We start from the raw sequence: 18,632 nt of genomic DNA on the forward strand, positions 1-18,632 counted from the left end.
GGCGGTCGATCGCGCGGTTCCCCGTGCCCCCGAGGGCGTTGTGCCGCCCCTTGTCCATCAGAAGCCGAAGGAGTCCCGACCGTGAGCGAGTACGCCGACCGGAGCGAGCCGGAGACCGGCGGTGTGACGCAGGCTCCCGCGCCCGTCACGCCCGCCGACGCCGCCGACGCGGCACGGCTCGTGGCGTTCGGGCTCCAGCCCAAGACCCAGCCCGCGCGCGACCAGGAGTACGCGGAACTGCTGCGGCGCTACCGCGACGACCCGCCCTTCGCCCGGCTCGCCGACGCGGTGGCCACCGGCCTGGGGCTGATCGTGCTGGAGGTGTCCCCGCGCGCGGGCATGGCGGTGACGGCCGCCGAGGACTCGCTCTTCGCGGTCCGCATGGGCGACTACGCGCGCCGCACGTCCGCCGACTCCGGCGACCGCTTCCTGCACGGCCTGGCCCATCTCGCCGTCGCCGCGCTGGCGTTCCCGCGCCCCGAGGACCTCGCCGACGACGGCTACATCGGCCGGGTCTCCGTCAACGGCGTCGACGCGTTCGTCCGCCAGGCGTGCCGCAGACTGGAGGAACGGGCCGGGGACCAGGGCGAGAACACCGACCCGGAGACGGACGCGCCGGGCCTGGAGGCAGCCTGGCGGATCTGGGCGAGACGCAGCGCCACCGGCGCCACCAAGGACGCCCGCCGGCTCGCCGGTTCCACCACCGGCATCATCGGCAAGGCCGTCTCCTTCCTCACCGACTCCGGCTTCCTCCAGCGCACCGGCGACGACCACGGCGGCACGTACCGCACCACCGCCCGCTACCAATTGCAGGTCCGCGACCTGGCCGGCAGCGCGGCGATGGCCGAACTGCTCGACCTGGGCGTGGTCCCGGTGACCGACGGCACCGCGACCCTGCTGCCCGGGGAGGACGGCGACGACCTGGAACTGGTGGCCGACGCCGGACTGCCGTTCCACGCCTGAACCCCGCGCCACTTCTCAAGCCTCCCTCAGCGCCCAGTCCCGAACCCCGCGACCAACCCTCAACCCAGCACTGAACACCCCCTGATCCAGCTGATCCAGACGTCAGTCCTCGAACTGACGAAGACTTACGAGAGTCCGCCATGTACGAGCTGTCCCGGGTCCGCCTCTACTCCATCGGGCCGGCCGGTGCGCGCTACGCCGACACCGTGCTGGACCTGCGCGGAGTGGGTGCCGTCGTGCCCGACCCCGCGCCCACACAGGCGGAGTTCTTCGAGGCGGAGCCGGTCGGCCCCCCGCGCCGCCCCGCTCCCGCCGGGGTGCTCTTCCTGGAGAACGGCGGCGGCAAGTCCGTCCTGCTGAAGCTGATCTTCTCCGTGATGCTGCCGGGCCACCGCAACACCCTCGGCGGCGCCAGCTCCGGCGTGCTGCGCAAGTTCCTGCTCGCCGACGACTGCGGACACGTGGCGTTGGAGTGGCAGCACGTACTCACCGGCGAATGCGTGGTCGTCGGCAAGGTCAGCGAATGGCGCGGCCGGCAGGTCTCCAACGACCCGCGCAAGTTCGCCGAGGCGTGGTACTCCTTCCGGCCCGGACCCGGGCTCACCCTGGACAATCTGCCGGTCGCCGAGGCCACCGCCGTGCGCCCGCCCGTCGACGGCGCCTCGGGCGCACAGGGCCGCCGCCGCACCATGAAGGGCTTCCGCGACGCGTTCACCGAGGCCGGGAGGGCGTACCCGCACCTGGAGGCGCACTGGGAGGAGATCCACGAGCGCTGGACCGAGCACCTCGGCGACCTCGGCCTCGACCCCGAACTCTTCCGCTACCAACGGGAGATGAACGCCGACGAGGGCGAGGCCGCCGGCCTCTTCGCCGTCAAGAAGGACTCCGACTTCACCGATCTGCTGCTGCGCGCGGTCACCGACACCCGCGACACCGACGGACTCGCCGACCTGGTCAGCGGCTTCGGCAACAAACTGGGCCGCCGCGCCGAACTGATGGCCGAACGGGACTTCACCGCCGGTTCCGCCGACCTGCTCGGACGGATCGTCGAGGCCGCCCACAGCCGTTCCCGCGCGCGGGACATCCACACCGGGGCCGAGCGCCGCACCCGTACGCTCGCCCGGCGCCTGTCCGCGCGCGGCGGCCAGGAGCGGGCCAGGGCCGCCGATCTCGCCCAGCGGGTCACGGCCGCCGCCCACGCCGTCACCCACGCCGAGAGCGCCCGCGAGCGCAGCGCCCTGATCACCGCCGAACTCGCCTACCGGCACGCCTCCCTGGCGCTCGCCGCCGCCGAGAAGTCCGCCGCCGCGCAGAAACGCGAACTGGCCGACGCGCGCACCCTGCACTCCGCCTGGCAGGCCGCCGAGGCCGTACTGCGCCACCGGGCCGCCGCCGACCGCGTCGCGCGCGTCGCCGCCGCGATCCAGGAGGCCGAGCGCGACGCCGCCCCCGCCCTCGCCGCCCGCACCCGGGCCGCCGTGGATCTCGTACGCGCCCTGCACGCGGCGGCGGAGCGGGCCGAGACGCTCGCCAACGAGGAGGAGGAGCGGTCCGCCGCCCTCCAGGAGGCCGGGGAGGCCGCCCACCGGGACTCCACCGCCGCGGCGACGGACGCCCAGCGCGCCCGCAGCGAGGTCGGGCATCTGCGGCAGCGGCTCACCGAGGTCGAGCAGGAGACCGCCGAGGCCGTCCGCGCGGGCTGGCTCGACGACAGCGCCCCCGACGCCGACCCGGCCCGCGCGGCGCTCGCCGCCAGTGACGCCGAGAAGTCGGCGGTCGCCGCCTGGGACATCGCGCGCGAGGCGTCCCGCCGGGCGAGCGAGCACGCGCGCGAGACGGCGTCCGCCGAATCCCGCGCCGAACTGACCGCCGCCCGCGCGGCGGACGCGGCGACGGCGGCGGAACGGTCGTACGAGGCCGAGCGGCGCCTCGCCGAGTCACTGGCGGCCGAGGAGCGGCTGGCGGAGCTGCTGAGCCTGCCCGGGTCCGGGGCGCCAGCCGGGCCGGGAACAGGCGCCGGCACCGGAGGCGCGGGAGGGGGTTCGGGTTCGGGTGGTGTACCCGGCCCGCGTACCGGGGCGGAGAGCCGCGGCGGCGCGGGCCGTGGCGACACGGCGACGGGCACGGCCGGCCGCGCCCAGGGCACGAAGGCAGCCACCACCGGCCCCGCCACGGGCACCAGCGCCACCACCCCCAACACCGCCAAGGGCACCGGCGTCACCCCCTCGACCGTCACCCCCACCCGCCCCTTCCCCCCAGACGCCCTCACTGCCGAGGAACTCGACCGCTTCGCCGACGAACTGCGCACCCTCCTGGACGACGCCGTCTCCTCCGCCGAGCGGCAGCTCTTCGAGCTGCGGACCGCCGCCGCCGACGACTCCCGCATCCTCGGCGCGCTCGGCGACGGCGGACTGCTGCCGCCCGGCCCCGACGTGCTGGCCACCGTCGAGTACCTGGGCGAGCACGGCATCCCCGCGCTGCCCGGCTGGCGCTATCTCGCGCAGGCCGTCGACCCCGCCGACCACGCGCGCGTGCTGGCCGCCCGGCCCGAGCTGGTGGACGGCGTCATCATCACCGACCCGGCGTCCCACGCGCGCGCCCGCGAGACGCTCGCCGAGGCCGCGCTGCTGCCCCGGTCCACGGTCGCCGTCGGCACGGCCGCCGCCCTGCTCGCCCCGACCCCGCCCCCGCACGCCGACGGGGACGACGCCGTCTTCCTCGTCCCGCCCAACCCCGCCATGCACGACGAGCACGCCGCCGACGAGGAGCGGCAGACACTCCGCGCGCGTGCCACCACGCGGGACGAGGAGATCCGGGCCCTCGCCGCCCGGCTCGGCAAGGACCGCGAACTGGCCGCCCGCCTGGCGTCCTGGCGCACCGGCTGCCCCGCCGGACGGCTCACCGAGCTGGCGCGGGCCGCCGTGGACACGCGGGCGTTCGCCCAGGAGGCCGAGGCCGAGCTGGCCGAGGCCCGTACCGCGCGGGCGGAGGCCGAGGAGGCCGCCGCCGAGGCCGCCCAGGTCCGCGAGGAGCGCCAGGAGACCGCCCAGAAGGCACGCCGCGCCGCCGACGCCCTCGCCGGGCTCGCCTTCCGGCTGCGCGAACGGGCCGGCTGGCAGGTCAAGCTGCGCGAACTCGCCGACGAGGCCACCGAGTCCGAGGCCCGCGCCCAGAGCTGTCTGGAACGCGCGCGGGCCGCCGACGAGGACCGCCGCGCCGCCCAGCGCGCCGCCGACGACACCCGCCGTACCGCCCGCACCCTGCGCGCCGAGCGCTCGGAGATCGCGGGCGCCCCCGACGACGTACCGGACGACGACACCGACCCGCCCGAGACGGCGCTGCCCGCGCTGCGGGAGGCGTACCGGGCCGCGTCACAGCTGTACGAGAAGGTCGGGGTCGGCGCCGACCTGCGGGCCGAGCAGGCCCGCGCGGAGAGCGACGAGAGCGCGGCACGCAGCGACCTGGACCGGCTCAGCAACAAGGTGCGCACGCGCGCGGAGCAGCTCCTGAAGTCGCCCGACGGCTCCGACGGACCGTCCCGGCAGGCCGCCGTCGCACGGGCGGACGAGCTGGTGCAGCTCCTGGAGACCCGCGTGTCCAGCGCGAGCGAGCAGCTCGGACGGCTGCGCGGCGAGGCCGAACGCCACGCCCCGGAGGACGGCGAGGCGCACACCGAGCTGCCCGGGGAACTGCTCCCGCGCGACGCCGAGCACGCCCAGGCGCTGCTGCGTACCGCCGGCGCCGAACTCGCCGCGCGCACCGGGGCGCTCACCGAGTCCCGCGCCGCGCACGCCGAACTGCTGGACACCCACCGGGCCGCCGAGGACGGGGCGGCCGGCTTCGACGAGACCGCGGCCCTGCTGCGCGACCTGCTGCGCGAGCCCGCCGGCGACGAGGAGCGGGACGAGCCCGAGCCCTACCCCGGCGGCCTGGAGGAGGCCCGGCACTCCGCGACCGAGGCCCGCCGCTCGCTGCGCGGCTGCGCCGCCGATCTCTCGGCCGCCGAGACCGCCGTGCGCGAGGCGAGCGACATCCTCGTACGACACGCCAATTCCACGCGCTACGAGCAGGTGCGCACTCCCGCGCGCCAGCAGATCCGGGAGTTGCCCGCCGCCGCGCTGCCGGAGCACGCGCAGAAGTGGGCGGACGCGTTCGCGCCCCGGCTGCGGGTCCTCACCGACGAACTCGCCCAGCTGGAGCGCAACCGCGACTCGATCGTGGACCGGCTGCGCGGGCTGGTCGAGTCCGCCCTGGCGACCCTGCGTTCGGCCCAGCGGCTGTCCCGGCTGCCGGAGGGGCTGGGGGAGTGGTCCGGGCAGGAGTTCCTGCGGATCCGCTTCGAGGAGCCGGACCAGGCGACCCTCACCGAGCGCCTGGGCGAGGTCATCGACGAGGCGACCCGCGCGGCGGTGAGGAAGAACTCCGACCTGCGCAGGGACGGCATGTCCCTGCTGCTGAGAGGGGTCGCCGCCGCCCTGCGGCCCAAGGACATCGCCGTCGAGATCCTCAAGCCGGACGCCGTGCTGCGCGCCGAGCGGGTGCCCGTGGGGCAGATGGGGGACGTCTTCTCGGGCGGCCAGCTCCTCACCGCCGCCATCGCGCTGTACTGCACCATGGCCGCGCTGCGCAGCAACGACCGGGGCCGCGACAAGCACCGCCACGCCGGGACGCTGTTCCTGGACAATCCGATCGGCCGCGCCAACGCGACCTATCTGCTGGAGCTTCAGCGCGCGGTGTCCGACGCCCTGGGCGTGCAGCTGCTCTACACGACAGGGCTCTTCGACACCACCGCGCTGGCCGAGTTCCCCCTGGTCATCCGCCTGCGCAATGACGCCGACCTCAGAGCGGGACTGAAGTACATCAGCGTGGAGGAGCACTTGCGGCCGGGCCTGCCACAGCGGCCGGAGGCGGGGGACACGGTCCACAGCGAGATCACGGCAACGAGAATGTACAAACGCCCGGCGCCGGCCTCGTAAGGGGCGCGGGGAACTGCCCATCAGCGCGAGCAGCAGCGCCAGCCCGCCAGCCTCCTCGCCGAGCGACGAGGCAGTGTCGAAGCCGTACATCACGGGGCATGGGTCGGCCCTTGGACGGGGACAGGGTTGACCGGACGGCGAGGGCGGACGCCGGTGCCGTCAGGTGCGCGCGGTACCGAAACGCGCGGGGTCGAAGAGACCGATCGGATGCTCGGTGATGCCGTCGAGCGCGAGATCGGCGAGGATCTCGCCGACCACCGGCACGAACTTGAAGCCATGCCCGGAGAACCCGCAGGCCACGGTGACCGACTCCGGGTGCGCGGGGTGCTGGGCGATCACGAAGTGCTCATCGGGAGTGGTGGAGTACATGCAGGTGGCGGCCTTGAGGAAGGTGCCGGGGAGGTCCGGGATCCGGTCGGCCATATGGTCGGCCATGGCCTGGATCTCGTCCTCGTGGACATTCCGGTCGATGGTCTCGGGGGTGGTGACCCCACCCTTGCGGAAGAAGGCGACCTTGGCGCCCAGGCGGGGGCCGTCGATCGCAGGGAAGCCGTAGGCCTGGGCGCCGGCCGGGTCCTCCCAGATGTAGATCGGATGCCGCTCGGGCAGGAAGGGCCCGATGCCCTGCCGGGGCTGGAACCAGTACATGACCTGCCGCTCCACGGTGATCGGCACCCCGAGGTCGGCGAGCAGCCGAGGCGCCCAAGCACCGGGGCAGATCACCAAGCGCCCCGCGGTGTAGGTGTTCTCGGCGGTGTGCACCCGCACGCCGTCCCGGTACGGCTCCCAGCGCGTCACCGGTTCCTCGAAGTGCAGGTCGGCACCCTGCCGGGTGGCGAGCTGGAGATGCGCGGCGACGGTGCTCTCGGGGCGCAGCAGCCCCGCCCGGCGCTCGAACAGCGCCACCTCGTCGTCCCGCGGCGTGAGCGTCGGAAACCGGCGGCGGATCTCCTTCGCGTCCAGCATCTCGTGCGGCAGCCCCCACTCCCGCGCCGACCGCAACGACCCGGCGACGGTACGACACTCCGGGCGCCCGATCATCACACCCCCACCGAGGATCGCGATCTCCCGCCCGGTCGCCCGAGCCACCTCCTCGTACAGCTCGTACGCGCGCAGCAGCAGCGGCACGTACGCCGGATCCTCGAAGTACGACTGCCGGGTGATGCGCGAACCGCCATGACTGGAGCCGCGCCGGTGCACCGGCCCGAACTTCTCCAGCCCGAGTACCCGGGCGCCCCGCGCCGAGAGGTGATGCGCGGCGGCACTGCCCATACCGCCGAGCCCGATGACGATGACGTCATAGGTCGGAGAGAGACGGCGGCCGAAGGCAGGGGACTGGGCGTATGCGCGGATCAAGAGGTCTCCTTGCTTGGTCACGGAGGCACATCGCCCGCTGCCTGGACCGGCCGGCGGCGGATGCGCGTCATCCCAGGATCGAACAGCGGCTCCTCGGGCCGGTCACCGGGGCCTTCTCACCCAAGTACGCGACGCGCACGGACGCCCCGGCGGGCAAAGTGGGCAGCCAGGCACAGACGCGAAGGCGCCCGAGTGATGAGCTGTACGAGGCGCTGGCCACGTACCCGGCCGGGGCACCGCCGACGCACCGCGGCTCCTTGCCGAGGACGACGCCCTGATCGGCAGCGATGCATAGCGCCCAGCCTGGTTCACCGACGTACGACAGCCGCAGGGCGGCGACGTCCGAGACCCGCCACATCCTCGCGGGCGTGCCGCAGGAGCCGGTCGAGACCGGAGAGGGGGTCGGCACCGATCTGAACCGGTCGGCGCCGAGCCGGGCGCCGGTGAGGTCAGAACGGATGCCGCCGGTGGTCCGGGGGCAGCCTGGAGGTGACCGCGCCGGGCTTCTGGCCGGAGGCTGTTGAGGAGAACGTCGTACACCTCCACGAACTGCCGAGCGCCTCACTCCCGCACAAACGCCCGGAAACGCTTCGCCTCCTCAAGCCGCATGAGTCGCACTCGTGCACCGCCCCTCGACGGCCGCCCGCCCACGACCCACTCGGCCACCGCCCTGCCCACCCTCGCGGAGTGCGTCACCCACACCGCCTCCGCCAGCCAGACCCCCACCCCACCCACGACTCCCCGAGCACCGGCACCCCGTCCGGCGTGAAGGAACTACGCCGTTGAACCCTTCCTCCACGTCCACTCCCACCATCCGTCCGATCACCGGCCCCCATAAACCGGCAGCGGAGACGACATGATCGGCCGAAAATGCACCACGATCGGTCACGAGGCAGGCGACACGACCGCCCTCCTGCCCGATCCCGGTGACCGTGTCCCTCTCCGAAACCAGGTCGGGCCCCTCCGCACGGCCCGCCCCCGCTGCCCCCGCGCCAGCGAGCAGAGCACGGGCGATACGGGCGATCCCGTCCCCGGGAGCGTGGAAGCTGGATCACCAACCCCGGCGCCTGCGCCCTCGACCCACCGGGCGCCCCCAGCGGACCCTTCTCAAGCGCCGTGGCCGCACCCCCCCCCGCGTAGCCAGCACATCTGCAAGCTTGCAAGGCCCACATCCGACGACCCCCGCCCGCTGCCCGACCGTCGATCAGAGGCCGCACCTCGCCCGCCGGAGACGACCCTGCACTGCCGTACCTCCCCCTCCGCCACCCCGTCCGCACCCACCGGGTCACCGTCGAGAAAGGCCCCCTCGGACCCGGATTCCGCACAGTCGACGAGGCAGCGTGCCGTGCCGCGCCGTACCCCCGGAGACTCCACCCAAGGCGATGCGAAAGCACAGCCCCTCCGACCCCCCCCGGGGCCGCCTAAGGGCGCACCCCCAACGGAGTCGAGCACTGGAAGGACGCGAAGCGAAAGGACTCGCTCAGGGATGTGACAGCCGCCCGGCATTCCCGGGCCTGCGTATCCGTTCCTGTGAGCGCGCAGCCGCCCGTGCCTGACGGCGGGCCCGCCGCCGCTCCCGGCGCAGGCTGCGCGCGGTGCTGCTGGGCGCGGAGACCACGCCGTTGCGCTGGTACCAGACCTGGCGGGTCACCCATACGTCCAGCACGCTCCAGGTCGCCACGACCGTGCTGACCACGGTGCTGATGACCATCGGGAACGCCAGCCACGACTCCGCCAGCGTGGACAGGACGGTCACCATGGCCTGTATCAGCGTCACCGAGATGATCAGCACCGCCCGCACGGCCGAGGTCCGCACCGGGTCGGGCAGCCGGCGGCGCTTCGCGGGCTCCTCGACCCACAACGGCCGGTAGCCGACCTGCGCCTCCACCCCGGGGAGCGGGGCAGCTCGCTCACCGGCACTCACCGCCCTGTTCACACCCGCACCCGCACCCGTATTCACACCCGCACTCACACTCATACCCGCGCTCGCCTCAGCGTCGGCCGTGCCGACCCGTGTGATCGTCTCCGCATATCCGCTCGAGATCACGTCCGCCCCCGTCCCCACCGGAATACCCTGATCCGGAATCCGCACCCCACCGCGCGGACTCCGGGCCGTTTCCCCCGAGCCCTCCCGGGGCGCCTCGTGCCGCTGCGCCGTGCCCATCATCGTGTCACTCCCCACCGCCTCGCCGACCGCCCGCCCGGTCCGAAGACCCCGCCCCCACAGTGGCTGCCCGGCTTGGGCTGATTTACGCCGCCAGGGTGCGGCATGCGGCTCGTGTGGCCGATTCCGCCCCCATTTCCCATAGAGAAGGACGAACGAGCCGCCCCGAAGATTCCCGTGCATCGAAAACTTCCGGCCAATACCGGATGTCACAGTGGCGTCCCGATCCCTGCGGTGAACTCTGCCCAGTTGGACACAATCTCCCGCAATGACCGGACAACTCCCCCCGTCTTGTCCCGGCTTGTCGCAACGGCGGCCGTTCGGCCTCCGGACAGCTCTTCGAGTTACCTGTGTGTCGGTAGTAGGCTCGCGCCGTTTGTAGACGTACTTGTGCACCCCCTGCCGGTGGGGGTTGTCGCTGGGGGAGGCCATGCGCTTTCGCGGGAAGTCCATCCGCAGGAAGATCGTGGCGCTGCTGCTCGTGCCCTTGGTCTCCATGACCGCGTTGTGGGCCTTCGGCATGGTGCTCACGGGCCAGGAGGCGAGCGGCCTGTTCACCGCGTCGTCCGTGGTCGAGGACGTCGGCTATCCGACCGAGGACACCGTGCGCGTCCTGCAACAGGAGCGCCGCCAGACCCTTGTCCACCTCGCCGACCCCCGCGACTCCGACGGCCTCGCCGCCCTGCGCCGCACCCAGGCCGCCACCGACGAGGCCGTGGCGGAACTGCGCAAGAACGCCGGCGACCCCGACCACCGCGACGACATGGGTACCGCCACCGGCGAACGTCTCACCGCCGTCCTCGAAGCCTTCGACGGCATCTGGTCCCTGCGCCGCAGCGTCGAGGACGGCACCGTCAACCGCAGCCAGGCCCTCGACCTGTACAACCGGCTGATCGACCCCTGCTACACCCTGCTCACCAACCTCCACACGGTCGAGGACGTCGAACTCGACAAGCAGTACCGCGCACTCGTCGGCCTCTCCCGCGCCCGCGAACTCCTCGCCCGCGAAGACGCCTTGCTCGGCTCCGCCCTCGTCGTCGGCAGCCTCTCGGACGCCGAGATCCGTGACATCACCGACCTCGTCGCCCAGCGGAACCTGATGTACGACGTCAATCTCCCGCTGCTGCCCACCGCCGACCGCGACCGTTACGACCGCTTCTGGAAGAACGCCGACACCGCCCCGCTGCGCGTCGCCGAGGAGTCCGCGCTCGCCTCCGGCTCCGGCACCCCCCGCAACGTCGACGCGAGCGACTGGGACGAGGCGGCCGGAAAGGTCCTCGACCAGCTCGGCACTCTCAACGACCAGGCGTCCGACCGCTACCAGGACCGCGTCCGCCCGATCGCCACCGGCGTCATCGTCCGCGTCGTCTTCTCCGCCGCCCTCGGCCTGGCCGCGCTGCTGCTCTCCCTCATCGTGTCCGTCCGGATCGGTCGCGGCCTCATCCGCGACCTGCGCCAGCTGCGCCTGGACGCGCACGAGGCGTCCGGCGTCCGGCTGCCCAGCGTGATGCGCCGGCTGTCCACCGGCGAACAGGTCGACGTGGAGACCGAGGTCCCGCGCCTGGAGTACGACCGCAACGAGATGGGCGAGGTCGGCCAGGCCCTCAACACCCTCCAGCGGGCCGCCGTCGAGGCCGCCGTGAAACAGGCCGAACTGCGCTCCGGTGTCTCCGAGGTCTTCGTCAACCTCGCCCGCCGCAGCCAGGTCCTGCTGCACAAGCAGCTCACCCTTCTCGACACCATGGAACGCCGCACCGAGGACACCGAGGAACTCGCCGATCTCTTCCGCCTCGACCACCTCACCACCCGCATGCGCCGCCACGCCGAGGGCCTCGTCATCCTCTCCGGTGCCGCGCCCTCCCGGCAGTGGCGCAAACCCATCCAGCTCATGGACGTGGTCCGCGCGGCCGTCGCCGAGGTCGAGGACTACGAGCGCATCGAGGTCCGCCGGCTGCCCCGCACCGCCGTCACCGGCCCCACCGTCGCCGACCTCACCCACCTGGTCGCCGAACTCCTGGAGAACGCCACGGTGTTCTCCCCGCCGCACACCGCTGTCCAGGTCGTCGGTGAACGGGTGGCCAACGGCTTCACCCTGGAGATCCACGACCGCGGGCTCGGCATGGCGGCCGAGGCACTCCTGGACGCCAATCTGCGGCTCGCGGAGACCCCCGAGTTCGAACTCTCCGACACCGACCGCCTCGGCCTGTTCGTCGTCAGCCGGCTGGCGCAGCGCCAGAACGTACGCGTCTCCCTGCAACCCTCCCCCTACGGTGGCACCACCGCCGTCGTCTTCATCCCCGACGCCCTGCTCACGGACGATGTGCCCGACACCAACGGCACCGGCTTCCGTCTCGACCGGCCCCGCCCCGCCAAGGACACCCGGTCCGAGAGCGGCCATCACACCGCCCTGTCCCCGATGCCGGTCCAGCTCCCCGGTCTGCCCGCCTCCCTCCTCGACGGCCCTGTCGAACTGGAGGCCCCCGTCGATCTCGATGCCATCGCACACTTCCCCGGCATGCTCGACGACGAGGACGGCGAACACGGCGGCATCTTCCGCTCCCGCCGCTTCCTCACCGACGACGGCATCACCGACGCCACCGCCCGCGCGTCCGGCACGGTGCCGGGCACGCGCGGTGCCAAGGACCAGGACGGCGCCGGCGACACCGCCGGTGCCCCGGTCCCGCTGCCTCGCCGCCAGACCCCCAAGCTCGTCAGCTCGCACGGTCGCCCGGTCACCGACCAGCGCCAGCGCCGCCAGACCGAGGACGACACCTCCCCGCCCGCCGCCCGCCCCGGCCCCGAGGACCCGACCGCACCTTTGTCGACCCGACGCCGGGACGCGGGCCCCGCCCGCCGCACCACGGGACCTACCGCATCCATGAGCGGCGTCGGCGGCGCCGACCAGCGCGACGGTTCCTTCGACGGTGCCGCCGAGCCGCGCGAGGGTGCTTTCCGCCCCGATGCCGAGCCGCCGTCCGGCGCCCCCACCCTGCACCGCCACCCCCGAGAAGCCACCGCCCCGCAAGGCACGACCAAACCCTCCGGCACGGCTCCCGGGGGACCCGGCACCCCGGACGGACGCCGCGGCCCCGACGAACTCCGCGGCACGGACCGCACCCGCGGCACGGACCGTCCCCAAGTCACCGGCGCACCCGGCGACGACCCCGACGGCTCCCGCCTCGCGACGGGCGCCCTGCCCCGCCGCGTCCGGCAGGCCAATCTGGCCCGGCAGCTGAAGAACACTCCCGCGCGGCGTACCGAGACCCCCGTCGCACCTGACGAGCGGGACGCCGATGAGGTCCGCAGCCGCATGGCCTCGCTCCAGCGCGGCTGGCAGCGTGGCCGTGAGGAGAACGCCGCGGGTGACGAGACCCAGAGCGGCACCGCACCACAAGGAACGACAAAGGGGGACGGTCGATGACCGCACCGAAGGCGACCGGCCACTCCGCGAGCGACAAGTCGGGCGAGCTGAACTGGCTCCTCGACGAGCTGGTGGACCGCGTCGCAAGCATCCACAAGGCCGTCGTCCTCTCCGGGGACGGCCTGGCGACCGGCGTGTCCAAGGACCTGACCCGCGAGGACGGCGAACACCTCGCGGCCGTCGCCTCCGGCTTCCACAGCCTCGCCAAGGGCGTCGGCCGCCACTTCGACGCCGGCAGCGTACGGCAGACGGTCGTCGAGCTGGACGACGCCTTCCTGTTCGTCACCGCGGCCGGCGACGGCAGCTGCCTGGCCGTGCTCTCCGACGCCGACTCCGACGTCGGCCAGGTCGCCTACGAGATGACGCTGCTGGTCAAGCGGGTCGGCGCACATCTCGGCGCCGCTCCGCGTACCGATCCGCCCTCGGGCGGGTAGTGGGATGACATGAGCGCAGACGGTGAGGCCAGAAGCCACTGGTTCGACGACGAGGCGGGACCGGTCGTCCGCCCGTACGCGATGACCCGCGGGCGTACCCGGCACGCCGCCCAGCACCGCCTCGATCTGATCGCGGTGGTCGTCGCGGAACCGCGGGCGGACGACGCGGAGACCGACGGTTCGCTGTCCCCGGAACACGTGGACATCGTCGACCTGTGCCGCGACGCCCCGCAGTCGGTCGCCGAACTCGCCGCCGAACTCGATCTGCCCATCGGGGTCGTACGGGTCCTCGTCGGCGACCTCGTGGACAGCGACCTCGTCCATGTGAACCGCCCTGTGCCCCCGGCCGAACTGCCCGACGAAAGCGTCCTGCGCGACGTGATCAACGGCCTCCGGGCGCTCTGACCGGCCACCCCGAGGTTTCCGCCCGCCCCCACCCGCCCGGCGGCGGGAACCCGCCCGGTGCGCCGCCCCTCCGTTCCGCCTCCACCGGCACCTACGCCCACTACCACCGGCCGGAACCGGCCCACCGAGCGCACCCTCACCGACCGGCGCACCCCCCACGCGCCCGTACCGGCACCGGCAGACCCCACGGCCCTCCGCCAGGCCCTCGCCCCCTGCCAGGCCCTCGCCTCCCGCAAGGCCCGCGCCCGCGCACGGGCACAGCCCCCCGTTCCCCCCACCCGGCGCAATCCCGGCACCCGCCACCACGTCCGGTGAAACAGGCACCTTCCCACCCCTGCCGATAAGATTCGACCGATCGTCGACAATCCTCCGCAACCCTGCGACCTGCGGCCCGCACGGAGGGTGCCGAGCAGCGTGACCGGGGAGACGAAGGTGACGACGGGCTGGCAGTTCTGGGTCGACCGGGGCGGCACCTTCACGGACATCGTCGCCCGCCGCCCCGACGGCAGCCTCCTCACGCACAAGCTGCTCTCCGACAACCCGGCGCGCTACGCGGACGCCGCCGTCGCGGGCGTCCAGGCCCTGCTGGACGGCTCCGACGACCCCATCGAGTCCGTCCGCATGGGCACCACCGTCGCCACCAACGCCCTGCTCGAACGCAAGGGCGAGCGCACCCTGCTGGTCATCACCCGCGGCTTCCGCGACGCCCTGCGCATCGCCTACCAGAACCGCCCCAGCATCTTCGCCCGCCGCATCGAACTCCCCGAGCTGCTCCACGAACGCGTCATCGAGGTCGACGAGCGCATCACCGCCGACGGCACCGTCCTGCGCGCCCCCGACCTGGAGGCCCTGGCCGCGCCCCTGCGCCGGGCCCACGAGGACGGCATCCGGGCGATCGCCGTGGTCTGTCTGCACAGCCACCTCCATCCCGCCCACGAACAGGCCATCGGCGAGCTGGCCGCCCGAATCGGCTTCCCGCAGATCTCGCTGTCCAGCGAGGTCAGCCCGCTGATGAAACTGATCCCGCGCGGAGACACCACCGTCGTCGACGCCTACCTCTCGCCCGTACTGCGCCGCTACGTCCGCCAGATCGCCGACCAACTCCACGGCGTACGCCTGATGTTCATGCAGTCCAACGGCGGCCTCGCCGAGGCCGGGCAGTTCCGCGGCAAGGACGCCATCCTGTCCGGGCCCGCCGGGGGCATCGTCGGCATGGCGCGCATGTCGCGACTCGCCGGGTTCGACCGGGTGATCGGCTTCGACATGGGGGGCACCTCCACCGACGTCTCGCACCACACGGGCGCATACGAACGCGTCTTCACCACACAGCTCGCCGGCGTCCGGCTGCGCGCACCCATGCTCGACATCCACACCGTCGCCGCCGGCGGTGGCTCGATCCTCCACTTCGACGGCTCCCGCTACCGCGTAGGGCCGGACTCGGCGGGCGCGGACCCGGGCCCCGCCTGCTACCGGAGCGGCGGCCCGCTCACCGTCACCGACGCCAATGTCATGCTCGGCCGGATCCAGCCCGCCCACTTCCCGCGCGTGTTCGGCCCCGACGGCGACCAGCCCCTCGACGAGGCCCTGGTCCGTGCACGCTTCACCGGCCTCGCCCGCGAGATCCGCGGGACCACCGGCGACGCCCGCACCCCCGAGCAGGTTGCCGAGGGCTACCTTCAGATCGCCGTGGCCAACATCGCCAACGCGGTGAAGCGGATCTCCGTCCAGAAGGGCCACGACGTCACCCGCTACGCGCTCACCACCTTTGGCGGCGCCGGCGGTCAGCACGCCTGCCGGGTCGCCGAGTCGCTCGGCATCCGTACCGTCCTGGTCCCTCCCATGGCCGGAGTGCTGTCCGCGCTGGGCATCGGACTCGCCGACACCACCGCCATGCGCGAGCGGTCCGTCGAAGCGCCCCTGGAACCCGCCGCCATGCCCGGCATCCGCGAGACGGCCGACAACCTGGAGCAGGTGGCCCGCGCCGAACTCCGCGCGGAGGACGTCCCCGAGGACCGCATCGAGGCCGTCCGCCGCGCCCAGCTCCGCTACGACGGCACCGACACCACCCTCACCGTCCCGCTCACCGAGCCCACCACCATGCGGCAGGCGTTCGAAGAACGTCATCGCGCCACGTACTCCTTCACGCTCGACCGCCCGATCGTCGTCGAAGCACTCTCCGTCGAAGCCACCGGAATCACCGAACCCCCCGATCTCTCGGCCCTCGCCCCGTACGAAGGCCACCGCGCCCCACCCGACACCGTCCGCCTCCACACCGGCGGCGCCTGGCGCGACGTACCCCTGTACCGCCGCGAGGCACTGCCTCCCGGCGAGACCGTCACCGGCCCGGCGATCATCACCGAGTCCGGCGCGACGACCGTCGTGGACGACGGCTGGCGGGCCGCGGCGCGCCACGACGGGCATCTGGTCATGGAACGCGCGGCGATCACACAGAGTTCCGCTCTCGACACAGAAGCCGACCCGGTTCTGCTGGAGGTCTTCAACAATCTCTTCATGTCCATCGCCGAACAGATGGGCGCCCGGCTGGAGTCCACGGCCCAGTCCGTCAACATCAAGGAACGGCTGGACTTCTCCTGCGCCCTCTTCGACCCCGACGGGAACCTGGTGGCCAACGCCCCCCACATCCCCGTCCACCTGGGCTCCATGGGCACCAGCGTCAAAGAGGTCATCCACCGCCGCGGCTCCGGCATGCGGCCCGGCGACACCTACGCGGTCAATGACCCGTACCACGGCGGCACCCACCTGCCCGACGTCACCGTGATCACCCCGGTCTTCGGCCCCACCGGGACGGACGCCACGCACAGTGACCGGATTCTCTTCTACGTCGCCTCCCGCGGCCACCACGCCGAGATCGGTGGCATCGCCCCCGGCTCCATGCCGGCCGGCAGCACCACCATCGACGAAGAAGGCGTCCTCTTCGACAACTGGCTGCTCGCCGAGAACGGCCGCTTCCGCGAGCAGGAGACCCTCCGCCTGCTCACCCAGGGCCCCTACCCGTCCCGCAACCCCGCGACCAACCTCGCCGACCTGCGCGCCCAGATCGCCGCCAACCGCAGAGGCGTCGACGAAGTCGCCCGCATGATCGACGACTTCGGCCTCGACGTCGTCCAGGCATACATGCGGCACGTCCAGGACAACGCCGAGGACGCCGTGCGCCGCGTCATCGACACCCTTGCCGAAGGCGCGTACGCGTACGAGACCGACTCCGGCGCGATCATCCGCGTCCAGGTCCGCGTCGACCGGGAGAACCGCTCCGCGACCATCGACTTCAGCGGCACCTCCGCACAGCTGGCCACGAACTTCAACGCCCCCTATGCGGTCGTCAACGCGGCCGTTCTCTACGTCTTCCGCACCCTCGTCGCCGACGACATCCCGCTCAACGACGGCTGTCTGCGCCCCCTCAGGATCATCGTGCCGCCGGGCTCCCTGCTCGCACCCGCGCCGCCCGCCGCCGTCGTCGCGGGCAACGTCGAGACCTCCCAATCGATCACGGGCGCCCTCTATGCTGCCCTCGGCGTCCAGGCGGAGGGCTCCGGCACCATGAACAACGTCACCTTCGGCAACGCGCGCCACCAGTACTACGAGACCGTCGCCTCCGGATCCGGCGCCGGCGACGGCTTCCGCGGCGCCGACGTCGTACAGACCCATATGACCAACTCACGGCTCACCGACCCGGAAATCCTGGAATGGCGGCTTCCCGTGCTCCTGGACGAGTTCACGGTGCGCCGGGGCAGCGGCGGGGCCGGCCGCTGGCGTGGCGGGGACGGTGCCGTACGCCGGATCCGCTTCCGTGAGCCCATGACCGTCTCCACCCTGTCCCAGCACCGCAGGGTGCCCCCGTACGGCATGAACGGCGGCGCGCCCGGCAGACTGGGCGCCAACCGCGTGGAGCGCGCGGACGGCACCGTCACCGCACTCGGCGCCAGCGACGCCACGGACGTCGGTCCCGGCGACGTACTCGTCATCGAAACCCCCGGCGGCGGAGGCTACGGGCCACCGCCGACCGACCCCCTTCGAGCAGGAGAAGAGACCGATGGAGTTCGGGCGATCTGAGCGCGGCAAGCCGGTCGGGCCCGTCACGCTCAAGATCCTCGTGGCCGGCGGCTTCGGCGTGGGCAAGACCACCCTGGTCGGCGCGGTCAGCGAGATCAGGCCGCTGCGTACCGAGGAACTGCTCACCGAGGCGGGCCGCCCGGTCGACGACCTCAGCGGCGTCGAGGGCAAGCACACCACGACCGTCGCCATGGACTTCGGGCGCATCACCCTGCGCGAGGACCTCGTGCTGTACCTCTTCGGCACACCCGGCCAGGAGCGGTTCTGGTTCATGTGGGACGAACTGTCCGAGGGGGCGCTCGGCGCGGTCGTCCTGGCCGACACGCGCCGCCTGGATGACTGCTTCGCCGCCGTCGACTACTTCGAACGCCGCTCCATCCCGTTCGTCGTCGGCGTCAACTGCTTCGAGGGCGCCTCCCGTTACCCGGACGACGCCGTCCGCCAGGCAATCGACCTGGACGACCACGTCCCGCTCGTCCTGTGCGACGCGCGCGACCGGGAATCCGTCAAGGAGGTCCTCGTGGGCGTCGTCCAACACGCCATGACATCCGCGGCGGAGCGCCGCCAGAAGGCAACCACCTGAACCCATCTCCACCGTCGGCAATGGCCACAACGCGCGCGATCCGTACCCCCGCCGACCGGAGCACAGGCCACTGCCTCACCCTCCCTGGCCCTCCTCCTGACACCGGAGGCGTCCGCCGGGCCTCAGACCGCCAAGGCCCCGCCGCTATCCGTGACGGATGGCCCCAGAGGGCCCGCACACCGCCTCGGAGGGACGCCGGGCCCCTCGGGTGCCATTCACGGTGTCCCGACCCAACAGGGGCTGTCCCAGGGCCTTTACG

The 18,632-nt window shown here is 72.9% G+C and carries 9 protein-coding genes; 7 read left to right on the forward strand and 2 right to left on the reverse strand.

The genetic code is table 11. From position 1 onward, the window contains the following. The first annotated feature begins 81 nt into the window (after window positions 1-81). Window positions 82-963: a hypothetical protein gene (locus ACFRFC_RS32300; protein ID WP_382693041.1), complete on the forward strand. Its 882-nt coding sequence runs from the start codon at window positions 82-84 to the stop codon at window positions 961-963. A gap of 140 nt (window positions 964-1,103) precedes the next feature. Then, window positions 1,104-5,939: a hypothetical protein gene (locus ACFRFC_RS32305; RefSeq protein WP_382693040.1), complete on the forward strand. Its 4,836-nt coding sequence runs from the start codon at window positions 1,104-1,106 to the stop codon at window positions 5,937-5,939. Between the two features lie 159 nt (window positions 5,940-6,098). On the opposite strand, the gene solA is transcribed toward ACFRFC_RS32305, so the two are convergent. Further along, the gene (gene solA, locus ACFRFC_RS32310; RefSeq protein WP_382693063.1) at window positions 6,099-7,211 is read right to left on the reverse strand and encodes an N-methyl-L-tryptophan oxidase; all 1,113 of its coding nucleotides are present in this window, start codon (window positions 7,209-7,211) and stop codon (window positions 6,099-6,101) included. 1,564 nt (window positions 7,212-8,775) lie between these two features. Beyond that, entirely contained in the window at window positions 8,776-9,273 is a 498-nt protein-coding gene (locus ACFRFC_RS32315; RefSeq protein WP_382693039.1) for a hypothetical protein, read from the reverse strand. Between the two features lie 616 nt (window positions 9,274-9,889). Here ACFRFC_RS32315 and ACFRFC_RS32320 point away from each other — a divergent pair. The 5 genes from ACFRFC_RS32320 to ACFRFC_RS32340 all read left to right on the forward strand — a co-directional run bounded on the left by ACFRFC_RS32320 (window position 9,890) and on the right by ACFRFC_RS32340 (window position 18,373). Beyond that, entirely contained in the window at window positions 9,890-12,880 is a 2,991-nt protein-coding gene (locus tag ACFRFC_RS32320; protein WP_382693037.1) for a nitrate- and nitrite sensing domain-containing protein, read from the forward strand. After that, entirely contained in the window at window positions 12,877-13,314 is a 438-nt protein-coding gene (locus tag ACFRFC_RS32325; RefSeq protein ID WP_382693035.1) for a roadblock/LC7 domain-containing protein, read from the forward strand. Before ACFRFC_RS32320 ends, ACFRFC_RS32325 begins: the two co-directional genes overlap by 4 nt. Window positions 13,315-13,323: 9 nt before the next feature. Continuing rightward, complete coding sequence (locus ACFRFC_RS32330; RefSeq protein WP_382693033.1) at window positions 13,324-13,719, forward strand: DUF742 domain-containing protein; 396 nt, start codon at window positions 13,324-13,326, stop codon at window positions 13,717-13,719. Window positions 13,720-14,133: 414 nt separating this feature from the next. Next, entirely contained in the window at window positions 14,134-17,790 is a 3,657-nt protein-coding gene (locus tag ACFRFC_RS32335; protein ID WP_382693032.1) for a hydantoinase B/oxoprolinase family protein, read from the forward strand. Beyond that, complete coding sequence (locus ACFRFC_RS32340; RefSeq protein WP_382693031.1) at window positions 17,771-18,373, forward strand: ATP/GTP-binding protein; 603 nt, start codon at window positions 17,771-17,773, stop codon at window positions 18,371-18,373. The genes ACFRFC_RS32335 and ACFRFC_RS32340 overlap by 20 nt, the downstream gene beginning before the upstream one ends. Window positions 18,374-18,632 lie beyond the last annotated feature (259 nt).

Source organism: Streptomyces sp. NPDC056734 (assembly GCF_042790455.1).
Lineage (GTDB): Bacteria > Actinomycetota > Actinomycetes > Streptomycetales > Streptomycetaceae > Streptomyces.